This window comes from Mycobacterium sp., assembly GCF_049281135.1.
GTDB lineage: Bacteria > Actinomycetota > Actinomycetes > Mycobacteriales > Mycobacteriaceae > Mycobacterium.
The window spans coordinates 1-11106 of sequence record NZ_JBAPRN010000830.1; the positions used below are offsets into that span (position 1 = coordinate 1).

11 protein-coding genes are annotated in these 11106 nt (G+C 65.6%); 8 read left to right on the forward strand and 3 right to left on the reverse strand.

Going from position 1 to position 11106, the window contains the following annotated elements; all coding sequences use genetic code 11:
- The 3 genes from WAN02_RS33090 to marP form a co-directional block, all read left to right on the forward strand.
- Nucleotides 1-303: TlpA family protein disulfide reductase (locus WAN02_RS33090; protein ID WP_422269578.1), on the forward strand; the 303-nt coding region annotated here is incomplete at its 5' end.
- Between the two features lie 97 nt (nucleotides 304-400).
- On the forward strand, nucleotides 401-1186 hold the full coding sequence (locus tag WAN02_RS33095; RefSeq protein WP_422269579.1) for an NUDIX hydrolase: 786 nt from the start codon (nucleotides 401-403) through the stop codon (nucleotides 1184-1186).
- Entirely contained in the window at nucleotides 1183-2373 is a 1191-nt protein-coding gene (gene marP / locus WAN02_RS33100; protein ID WP_422269580.1) for an acid resistance serine protease MarP, read from the forward strand. Before WAN02_RS33095 ends, marP begins: the two co-directional genes overlap by 4 nt.
- Here marP and WAN02_RS33105 read toward each other — a convergent pair.
- Both WAN02_RS33105 and WAN02_RS33110 read right to left on the reverse strand, forming a co-directional pair.
- Entirely contained in the window at nucleotides 2366-3328 is a 963-nt protein-coding gene (locus tag WAN02_RS33105; RefSeq protein ID WP_422269581.1) for an alpha/beta fold hydrolase, read from the reverse strand. The genes marP and WAN02_RS33105 overlap by 8 nt on opposite strands.
- A complete protein-coding gene (locus WAN02_RS33110; RefSeq protein WP_325688001.1) occupies nucleotides 3329-3859 on the reverse strand; it encodes a phage holin family protein in 531 nt (176 codons plus the stop codon). It abuts the gene before it with no gap.
- A 232-nt stretch (nucleotides 3860-4091) separates the two neighbouring features.
- On the opposite strand from WAN02_RS33110, the gene WAN02_RS33115 reads away from it, so the two are divergent.
- Entirely contained in the window at nucleotides 4092-4802 is a 711-nt protein-coding gene (locus WAN02_RS33115; protein ID WP_422269582.1) for a serine protease, read from the forward strand.
- A gap of 59 nt (nucleotides 4803-4861) precedes the next feature.
- On the opposite strand, the gene acs is transcribed toward WAN02_RS33115, so the two are convergent.
- Nucleotides 4862-6826 (reverse strand): acetate--CoA ligase, encoded by a 1965-nt coding sequence (gene acs / locus WAN02_RS33120; protein WP_422269583.1) that lies wholly within the window; start codon nucleotides 6824-6826, stop codon nucleotides 4862-4864.
- 145 nt (nucleotides 6827-6971) lie between these two features.
- Here acs and WAN02_RS33125 point away from each other — a divergent pair, with 145 nt between their 5' ends.
- From WAN02_RS33125 to WAN02_RS33140, 4 genes are all read left to right on the forward strand, one after another.
- Complete coding sequence (locus WAN02_RS33125) at nucleotides 6972-7850, forward strand: LLM class F420-dependent oxidoreductase (RefSeq protein WP_422269584.1); 879 nt, start codon at nucleotides 6972-6974, stop codon at nucleotides 7848-7850.
- 37 nt (nucleotides 7851-7887) lie between these two features.
- The gene (locus tag WAN02_RS33130) at nucleotides 7888-9495 is read left to right on the forward strand and encodes a peptide ABC transporter substrate-binding protein (RefSeq protein ID WP_422269585.1); all 1608 of its coding nucleotides are present in this window, start codon (nucleotides 7888-7890) and stop codon (nucleotides 9493-9495) included.
- Between the two features lies 1 nt (nucleotide 9496).
- The gene (locus WAN02_RS33135; RefSeq protein ID WP_422269586.1) at nucleotides 9497-10423 is read left to right on the forward strand and encodes an ABC transporter permease; all 927 of its coding nucleotides are present in this window, start codon (nucleotides 9497-9499) and stop codon (nucleotides 10421-10423) included.
- Nucleotides 10416-11106, forward strand: a 691-nt coding sequence (locus WAN02_RS33140; RefSeq protein WP_422269587.1) for an ABC transporter permease, incomplete at its 3' end; no start/stop codon positions are given. The genes WAN02_RS33135 and WAN02_RS33140, both read left to right, overlap by 8 nt.

Genomic DNA, 11106 nt, shown 5'->3' on the forward strand with positions numbered 1-11106 from the left:
CCATGCGCGGCCGAGCTCCCGGCGATGGCGGAGTACCAGCGACGGGTGGGATCCGATGTGATGGTGGTGACGGTGCACCAGGACGAGAACGAGACGGCCGGCTTGCTGCGGTTGGCGGAGCTGGGCGTCCGGCTGCCGACACTGCAGGACGGTAGTCGTCGTGTCGCGGCGGCGCTGCGGGTGCCCAATGTGATGCCCGCGACAGTGGTGTTGGAGCCGGACGGTAGCGTTGAGAAAACGCTGCCACGCGCTTTCGCCACAGCCGACGAGATCATGGCTGCGGTCGGAGCTCAGCCACGATGATGCCGATCGACGATGCGCACCGGCCGGCGGCCTGGGGTGGGGGTAGATCCCGCTTGCGGGGGAGATTCGGGCGGTTGGATGTACGAGGGAGGCGCCGGTGAGCGGAGGCGGCACTCCCCAGCGTCTTGGGTCTGATGTCTTGGCGCCTGAGCTCGGCCCGGCCTGGTTGCAACCGTTGGTCGACAACGTCGGTGGGATACCGGACGCCTACCGCAGACGGCTGCCCGCCGACGTGCTGGCAATGGTGACTGAGTCGAAGGCCGCGGCGGGTGACCGCGGACGCGAAGCGGCAGTGCTGGTGCTGTTTTCGGGTCCGCAGTCGAGCGCCGACGCACCCAACCCCCTCCCGGACGACGCGGACCTGCTGCTGATCGTGCGGGCTGCCACGCTGCGCCACCACGCCGGCCAGGCCGCGTTCCCCGGGGGCGCATCCGATCCCGGCGACGACGGGCCGGTGGCGACCGCGCTGCGCGAGGCGCGCGAAGAGACCGGAATCGATACCGGCAGGCTGCATCCACTGGTCACCATGGAGCGAACGTTCATCGCGCCCTCGGGTTTCCACGTCGTTCCGGTGCTGGCGTATTCGCCGGATCCGGGGCCGGTGACCGTCGTGGATCGGGCTGAAACCGCAAAGGTGGCCCGAGTTCCGGTTCGGGCCTTCATCAATCCCGCCAACCGGCTGACGGTGTATCGCCGCACCTTCAGCCGCCGCTTCGCCGGTCCGGCATTTCTGTTGAACGAGATGCTGGTCTGGGGCTTTACCGGTCAGGTGATTTCGGCAATGTTGGATGTCGCTGGTTGGGCAAAGCCTTGGGACGCCAGCGACGTTCGCGAGCTGGACGAAGCGATGGCACTGGTCGGCGACGAGGATGAGGCCCGATGAGCTCCTCACAGTGGTTGGACATCGCGGTGCTGGCAGTGGCTTTCATAGCCGCGGTCTCCGGTTGGCGTTCGGGTGCGCTCGGCTCGTTGCTGTCGTTCGTCGGCGTGCTGCTCGGCGCGATCGCAGGGGTGCTGCTGGCTCCGCACCTCGTCGCCCATGTCGCCGCACCGCGAGCCAAGCTGTTCGCTGCGTTGTTCTTGATCCTGGCGCTGGTCGTGGTCGGCGAGGTCGCCGGTGTGGTGCTGGGTCGCGCGGTCCGCGGTGCGATCCACAGCAGCTCGGTCCGATTCTTCGACTCGCTGATCGGTGTGGCCGTGCAGCTGGTGGTGGTTCTGGTGGCGGCGTGGATGCTGGCGACGCCGTTGACGTCCTCGGCGGGTCAGCCGAGTTTGGCTGCAGCAGTGCGTGGTTCGCGGGTACTGGCTCAGGTCAACGACTATGCGCCGGAATGGCTGAAGACGGTGCCCAAGCGGTTGTCCGCGCTGCTGGACACCTCGGGTCTGCCGCAGGTGCTGGAGCCGTTCAGTCGCACACCGGTCGTGGCGGTCTCGGCACCGGACGCCGCGCTGGCCAAAAATCCCGTTGTCGCGAACACCGAACCGAGCGTGGTAAAGATCCGCGCGATCGCTCCCGGCTGTCAGAAAGTGTTGGAGGGCAGCGGATTTGTGCTTTCACCGGACCGTGTGATGACCAACGCGCACGTGGTCGCGGGGTCGAACAACGTCACCGTGGAGGCCAGCGGCAATCCTTACGACGCCACCGTGGTGTCCTATGACCCGACGGTCGACATCGCGATCCTCTCGGTGCCGCACCTGCCAGCGGGGCCGCTGGCGTTCGCCAACGCCCCGGTGACATCGGGCACCGAAGGCATCGTGATGGGCTACCCGGGTGGTGGCGGATTCATAGCGACGCCGGCCAGAATCCGGGAACTCATCGAACTCAACGGACCCGACATCTACCGGAAAGCGACGATCAACCGCGAGGTCTACACCGTCAGAGCCAATGTGGAACAAGGTAATTCGGGTGGGCCCCTGATCGACCTCGATGGTCAGGTGATCGGTGTTGTCTTCGGTGCGGCGGTTGACGACAACGACACCGGTTTTGTGCTGACCGCCAAAGAGGTGGCTGCGCAGCTTGCGCATATCGGTGACACCGCGCCGGTGCCCACCGGCGAGTGCGTCAGTTGAGTGGAGACCGGTACACCCGCTCGAGGAAACGCGACAGGTGAGCGTTGACTTCGTCCGGCTTCTCTTCGTGACTGAAATGTCCTGCTCCAGATAATGACACGTAGCGACCGTGCGGCGCGTAGCGCTGTGTTCGTTCAACTGGATCGTCCAGGACGTAGGGATCGGCGTCGCCGTGAATGTGCAGCATCGGGATTCCGAACGGTCGGCTCATCGATCTCATGAAGCGTCGGCCCTCTTCGCGGAGTTGGCTGCGCACCGCCCATCGTTGATACTCCAGTGCGCAATGCGCGGCTGACCGAATCTGGATCGCTTGACGCAGGTGACCGATCGATTCGGAAAAGTCTTCGGATGCAACCCATTTAGCGCCGGCGCGGCTGCGTATCAGACGCTCGAGCCCAATGCCGTTATGCCGGGTGAGCGCGCGCTCCGGCCAAATCGGCACCTGGTAGCGCAGCAGCGAAGGTAGTAAAGCTCGGCCTTGATCGCGCCGGGTCAGCGCCGAGCGCCGTAGCGCGGCCGGGTGCGGCGAGCTGATCACGGCGATCGCGCGCACCTGTCGCGAGTGCAACACGGAGGTGGCCCAGCACACCAGGCCCCCGTCGGCGTGGCCGACCAGCGTTGCCGACGTGTGCCCCAGTGCGCGGATCAGTCCGGCGGTGTCCCCGGCCAGCGTCCAGCCGTCATACCCGCGGGGCGGTTTGTCGCTGCCGCCGTAGCCGCGCAGATCGACCGCGACCACACGGGCTCCGGTCAGCCCACGCAACTGGTGACGCCACGACCACCAGAACGAGCCGAAGCCGTGCAGCATGATCACCAGCGGCCGCGCCGTCGGAGCGGTGGTGTCCTGGTCGTCTGGTGTCGCCTCGACGACGTGAAACCGAATGCCGTTGGCGTGCACGTCCAAATGGCGCCATGGACCGTCGATACGGGTGACCGACGGATCTGGTGGGGCCATCTACCAACCTGAGGGATCGGCGGGCGTCCCGCCCTGCGCCGAATGCAGCGCTGGTGGCGAGGACTTGTCTTGACCCGGCGTCAACGCCGACCGCGTCTCCTTGACCGATTCGATGGTCTGCTGCGGGCCGCGGATGCGCCGGACCTTGAGGTAGCCGAACAGTGCCAGCGCGACGGTGACCACCACCATGATCCCGAACACGATGAGGAAGGCAGCCCAACGCCAGATCCAGGTGTCGAGAAGTTCGGCGAGGAAGAAGAAGAAAAAGAACGTCGAATAGAACAACACCACCAGCGCCGCAATGAAGAAGACGCTGCCGGTCAGGCCCTTCTTGACGTCGCGGGTGATCTCAGCGCGGGCCAGTTCAACCTCCGCGCGCACCAGCGTCGACATCTGCGCGGTCGCGTCCTTGACCAGCTCGCCGATCGACGGCTCGGCGGACAGCGCATGCGGGTCGGTCAACGGAATGCTGGTCAGCGTGCGGGGAACCCCGTCCTTGCGGTCGGTGTTCGTTCGATCTGACTTGCTCACTGTCGGTCCTCCCGAGCGGATCTGATGATCCGATTCCTTCTCGTCACGCTGTGCTCTGCATCGTCACCGGATGGTCCGATTGTCCGGTTCATGTTGCCATGCAGCCCGATGCCAGACGAGGCCACCGAGCACTGCCGGCCTTTCGAGGATCGCCGCTGGTGAGCATTGATCACGTTAGACTGGCGCGGCCGTTTAAGGGTGAGCGTCCATTTTTTGTGACGGGAGTATCGCTGTGCAGAGCAGGTGCCGTCGGCTGCTTGGGCTCACGGCGGCTTTGGTGGCAGCGTGCGCGGTCGGGCCGGCCTGCCTGCACAGCGCGCTCGCCCAAGCTGACGACCGCGTCCCGCTCGGCGGCGGGGCAGGGATCATCGTCAACGGCGACACCCTGTGCACCCTGACCACCATCGGCACCGACGGCAAGGGTGAGCTGATCGGTTTTACATCGGCGCACTGCGGCGGCCCAGGTGCCCTGGTGGTCGTCGAGTCGGCAAAGGCCCGGGGAGCGGTGGGAACCATGGTGGCCGGTAACGACGGGCTCGACTACGCAGTCATCCAGTTCGACAAGGCCAAGGTAGCTCCGGTAGCCAACTTCGGCGGCTTCGCGATCAACGGCATCGGGCCCGACCCGGCCTTCGGGCAGGTTGCCTGCAAGCAGGGCCGCACCACCGGCAATTCGTGCGGCGTCACGTGGGGTCCGGGCCAGGACCCGGGCACCATCGTCATGCAGGTGTGCGGACAACCGGGCGACTCGGGTGGGCCGGTGACCGTCAACGATCAGCTGGTCGGCATGATCCACGGCGCCTTCAGTGAGAACCTGCCGGTCTGCATCACCAAATACATTCCGCTGCATACCCCGGCGGTGGTGCAGTCGATCAACGCAATCCTGGCCGACCTCGCGGCCAAGAATCGTCCCGGCGCGGGATTCGTCCCGGTCCCCGCCTAGATCCATTGGCCGACTCCTATGCGAGCCGCTGCACGGCCCGCATCGTCACTCGGCTCGTTTTATTGGGCGGCCCGAATCGCGTCGAATACGCCGGGATCGAGCAGCGTGGAGGTATCGCCGAGTTCGCGCTTCTCGGCGATGTCGCGCAGCAGGCGTCGCATGATCTTGCCGCTGCGGGTCTTCGGCAATTCGGGCACCACATGCAGTTCGCGTGGCCGCGCGATCGGCGAAATCACCCGAGCGACCTCGGCACGCAGCTCGTCGATGATCTCCGCGCCTGTCGTCTGCGCGTGACTTGCCTGCAGGACAACGAAAGCGCAGATGGCCTGACCGGTGGTCTCGTCGGTCGCGCCCACCACCGCGGCTTCGGCAACCCCGGAGTGGCCGACCAACGCCGACTCCACCTCCGCGGTCGAGATACGGTGCCCCGACACGTTCATCACGTCGTCGATGCGGCCCAGGATCCAGATCGCCCCGTCGGAGTCGTAGCGAGCGCCGTCGCCGGCGAAGTACCAGCCCTGGCTGGCGAACTTCGACCAGTACGTCTCGCGGAAGCGGTCCGGATCGCCCCAGATGCCGCGCAGCATGGACGGCCACGGCTGGTCGAGCACCAGATATCCGGTGACGTGCTCGCCCTCATCGGTGGACGGCGGTGAAAGCTGGTTACCCTCGTCGTCGACGATCCTCGCCGAGATGCCGGGCAGCGGCCTCATCGCCGATCCGGGTTTGGCCGCGGCGACGCCGGGTAGCGGCGAGATCATCGCGGCGCCCGTTTCGGTCTGCCACCAGGTGTCCACGATCGGGACGCTGTCGGCGCCCATGACTTTGCGGTACCAGCGCCAGGCCTCCGGGTTGATCGGCTCACCGACCGTCCCCAGCAGCCGCAGGCTGGACAGATCGCGGGCGTCCGGGATGTCGCGGCCCCACTTCATGAAGGTGCGAATCATCGTCGGGGCCGTGTAATAGATTGTCACGCCGTACTTTTCGATGATCTCGAAATGCCGGTGCTGGCTGGGCGTGCTCGGGGTTCCCTCATAGACAACCTGGGTTACGCCGTTGGACAGCGGGCCGTAGACACCGTAGGTGTGTCCGGTGACCCAGCCGATGTCGGCGGTGCACCAGAACACGTCGGTTTCCGGCTTGATGTCGAAGACGTTGTAGTGGGTGTAGGACGCCTGGGTGAGATAGCCGCCGGTGGTGTGCACGATGCCCTTGGGCTTACCTGTGGTGCCCGAGGTGTACAGCAGGAACAGCGGATGCTCGGCGTCGAATGCCTCGGCCTGGTGCTCGGGTGACGCCGGTTCGACGACGTCGTGCCACCACACGTCACGTCCCTCGGTCCACGGCACGTCGATGCCGGTGCGCTTGACCACCAGGACGTGTTCGATCGTGCTGGTGTCGGCGACCGCCTGGTCGGCCGCTTCCTTCAATGGCTCCGGCTTGCCGTGGCGGAACTGCCCGTCGGAGGTGATCAGCAGTTTGGCCTGCGCGTCGGCGATCCGGGCGCCCAGCGCGGTCGCGGTGAATCCGGCGAACACCACGCTGTGCAGCACGCCCAGTCGCGCGCACGCCAGCATCGCGACGATCGCTTCGGGAATCATCGGCAGGTAGATCGCGACGCGGTCCCCCGCGACCAGCCCCAGACCCGCGAGCGCGTTGGCGGCCTTGCTCACGTCGGTCAGCAGATCGCTGTAGGTCAGCGTGCGGTTTTCTCCGACTCGCTCGCCCTCCCAGTGGATAGCGACGCGATCGCCGTTGCCGGCTTCGACATGACGGTCCACGCAGTTGTAGGTGACGTTGAGTTTGCCGTCAGTGAACCATTTGGCAAACGGCGCCGCCGACCAGTCCAAAACCTGGGAAAACGGTGTCGCCCAAGAAAGTCGGTTGGCCTGCTCGGCCCAGAACGTCAGCCGGTCCTGCTCGGCCTGTCGGTACAGGTCATCGCCGGCGTTGGCCTGCGCGACGAACTGTGTTGACGGTGCATACGACAACGGTGCTTCGGTGTGCGTCTCGGTCACGCGCATGAGCCTAGTCCGGTGACGATACGGCCACGAGAGGCCGTTGTGGGGGCACCCCCAGCCGCGAAGCGGCGAGGGGGCGAACCGGACAATGAGGCCGGGGCAGGTTGAGTAACTTTTGAGCGCCCGCACCCCGTGAGACCATTCGGTGGTGCGGTTGGGGCTACATGCGTTGGGTATCGCGGCGGGCGCACAGCGTGCCGTGATCGACGCGATCGCTGTCGCCGCAGAGCAACATGGGTTCGCCACATTGTGGTGCGGCGAGCATGTGGTGATGGTGGACCAATCCGTATCCCGTTACCCATATTCCGCCGACGGCAGGATCGCGGTTCCCGCGACCGCTGACTGGATTGATCCGTTGATCGGTCTGAGCTTCGCGGCGGCAGCGACCACGACGATCGGCCTGGCGACTGGTGTGCTGCTGCTTGCCGAACACAACCCCGTGGTAGTCGCCAAGCAGGTCGCCACCCTCGACCGGCTCAGCGCCGGTCGGTTCACCTTCGGTGTCGGCATCGGCTGGTCTCGGGAGGAATTCGATACTCTCGGCGTCCCCTTCGAACGGCGTGGGGCACGCACCGCCGAGTATGTTGCTGCGATGCGGACGCTGTGGCGTGACGACATCGCCTCATTCGCAGGTGAATTCGTCAATTTCGATCGCGTACGTCTCAATCCGAAGCCGGTGCGCGACCGCGGCATCCCGGTAATGGTGGGCGGCAACAGCGATGCGGCTCTGCGCCGGGTGGTGAATTGGGGAGACGGCTGGTACGGCTTCAACCTACGTGATGTTGCCGCGGTCGCGGAGCGGGTCGCGTTCATCCGAAGACTGTGCGGCGATACCGGACGCGATCCGGGCGAGCTGCAACTGGCCGTCGCGCTTGAACACCCGGCGCATACCGACGTCCCCGCGCTCAGTGAACTCGGAATCGACGAAGTGGTAATCGTCGCCTCGCCGCCTGGCAACGTCGCCTCGATACGGGGCTGGGTGGCCGACCTGGCCGCACAGATCACACCGGACTCGCCGGACCCTTGAACATTGACCGAAGCGCAAGGCCTTTAGGGTCGGCCTCATGTATCGGCTCTGCGCGGCAGCGGTCGGCATGCTGCTGGCTGCCGCGTCGCTGACCGGGTGTGGGGTGCCGACAGTCCGAACCGATGTGGTGATCGTCAATGCGGGCGAGCCGCAGAATCCGTTGATCCCGACCAATACCAACGACTCCAACGGCGGCAGGATCGTAGACCGACTGTTCGCCGGCCTGATGTCGTATGACGCCAAGGGCTCGCCGACGCTGGAGGTGGCGAGCGCGATCGAGACCACCGACGACGTCAACTACCGGATCACCTTGAAACCCGGCTGGACGTTCAGTGACGGCTCGCCGGTCACCGCGCACTCATTCGTCGACGCCTGGAATTACGGCGCGCTGTCCACCAATGCTCAACTGCAGCAGAGTTTTTTCAGCCCGATCGCCGGTTTCAACGAGGTCGCCGCACCGACCCCGACGGCCACCGCGATGTCCGGGCTCCAGGTGATCGATGACCATGAGTTCACCGTTCGGCTCAAGGGTCCGACGATCGACTTCACACTGCGGCTTGGGTTTTCGCCCTTCTACCCGTTGCCCGCCGCTGCGCTGAAAGACATGGCGGCGTTCGGGCAGCACCCTATCGGCAACGGCCCCTATCGGCTTGGCGACGAGCCGGGCAATCCGGCCTGGCAGCACAACGTCAAACTCGACCTGGTCACCAACCCCGGCTATCACGGCAACCGAGTGTCGCAGAACAAAGGGCTGCGGTTCGTCTTCTACGCCAACCTCGACACCGCTTATGCCGACTTGCTGTCGAGCAATCTCGATGTGCTGGATACGATCCCGCCCAGTGTGCTGCCCGCCTACCGACGAGATCTCGGCGATCGCGCGGTCACCGCGCCCGCGGCGGCGAACCAGACACTGGACACTCCGCTGCGGCTGCCGCACTTCTCCGGCGACGAGGGCCGGTTGCGCCGGCTCGCGCTGTCGGCCGCGATCAACCGCGACCAGATCTGTCGCAAGATCTTCTCCGGTGCACGAGCACCCGCGCGGGATTTCACCGCGAGTTCGCTGCCTGGATACGACCCAGGCATCGACGGCAACACCGCCCTGAACTTCGACCCGGATCGTGCGCGGCGGCTCTGGTCGCAGGCCGACGCGATCTCGAAATGGACTGGTCGGTATGCCATCGCCTACAACGCCGACGGTTCACATCAGGAATGGATCGACGCGGTGGCCAACAGCATCAAGAACACGCTGGGCATCGACGCCGTCGGCGCGCCTCAGCCCACCTTCGCCGGTTTTCGCACCCAGATCACCAGCCATACGATCGGCACCGCGTTCCGGGCCGGGTGGCAGGGCGACTTCCCGTCGATGCTGGAGTTTTTAGAACCGTTGTTCGTCACCGGCGCGGGTGCCGACGACGTCGGCTACTCCAATCCTCGGTTCGATGCCGCGATGGCCACCGCCGAAGCCGCGCCTGATCTGCCGCGGTCCTACCGGCTCGCCAACGACGCACAGCGAATTCTGTTGCAAGACATGCCGGTCGTACCGCTGTGGTACACCGTCGCGGTGGCAGGACGGTCACCGTCGGTCAGCCACGTCGCACTGACCTGGAACGGCCTGCCCGACTACGAACACATCATGAAGGCCTGAGATGACGTGGTACATCGCGCGGCGAATCGCGGCCATGATCCCGGTCTTCCTGGGGGCCACGCTGCTGATTTACGGCATGGTCTTCTTGCTGCCCGGCGACCCGATCGCGGCGCTGGGCGGTGATCGCCCGCTGAGCCCGGCGGTGGCCGCACAACTGCGCGCGCAATATCACCTCAACGACCCGTTCTGGTTGCAATACCTGCATTACCTCGGTGGCATCCTGCACGGCGACCTCGGCCACGCCTACTCCGGTTTACCGGTGACCAGCGTTCTGGCGCAGGCGTTTCCGGTGACGTTCAAGTTGGCAATTATCGCGCTGGTGGTGGAGGCGCTCTTCGGCGTCGGATTCGGGGTGATCGCCGGGCTGCGCCAGGGTGGGGTTTTCGACGGCGCCGTATTGATCGTCAGCCTGGTCATCATCGCGGTGCCGATCTTCGTACTGGGGTTCCTCGCGCAATTCGTCTTCGGGGTCCGGCTGGGTATCGCGGCGGTGACGGTGGGCGACCAGCCGACCTTCGCCCGCCTGCTATTGCCCGGAATCGTCTTGGGCGCCGTGTCATTCGCGTACGTGGTGCGGTTGACCCGCTCCGCGGTGGCCGACAACGCGCACGCCGACTACGTCCGCACCGCCACCGCCAAAGGGCTGTCGCGGCCGCGGGTGATCACGGTGCACATCCTGCGCAATTCGCTGATTCCCGTGGTGACTTTCCTGGGGGCAGACCTCGGCGCGCTGATGGGCGGCGCGATCGTCACCGAAGGCATCTTCAACGTCCACGGTGTCGGCGGCGTGCTCTACCAGGCCGTCACCCGTCAGGAAGCCCCGACCGTGGTGTCCATCGTGACGGTGCTCGTAGTCGTCTACCTCGTCACCAACCTGGCGGTGGACCTGCTGTACGCGGCGCTGGACCCCAGGATTCGCTATGGCTGAAACGGTTGCCGGCGTGGGATTTTGGCGCGATACCTGGCGCAGGCTGCGCCGCCGCCCGAAATTCATCATCAGCGCGGCGCTGATCGCATGTGTCGTCGTCGTTGCGGTGTTTCCGGCATTGTTCACCGGTGCCGATCCCGGATACGCCAACCCGGACCAGAGTCTGCTGGGGCCGTCGGTCGCGCATTGGTTCGGCACCGACCTGCAGGGCCACGACATCTACGCCCGCACCATCTACGGCGCACGTGCCTCGATCACCGTCGGTCTCGGTGCCACCCTGTTGGTGTTCATCATCGGAGGGGCGCTGGGAGCGGTGGCCGGGTTTTACGGCGGGTGGATCGACGCGGTGGTGTCCCGGATCGCCGACGTGTTCTTCGGTATCCCGTTGCTGCTGGCCGCCATCGTGCTGATGCAGGTCATGCATCACCGCACAGTATGGACGGTGATCGCCATCCTGGCGCTGTTCGGATGGCCGCAGATAGCCCGGATCGCCCGCGGCGCTGTGCTCGCGGTCCGCGGCAGCGATTATGTGTTGGCAGCGAAAGCACTGGGGCTGAGCAGGTTTGGGATACTAATACGGCACGTCCTGCCCAATTCCATTGGACCGGTGATCGCGGTCTCGACGATCGCGCTCGGCATGTTCATCGTCACCGAAGCCACGCTGTCCTACCTCGGTGTCGGGT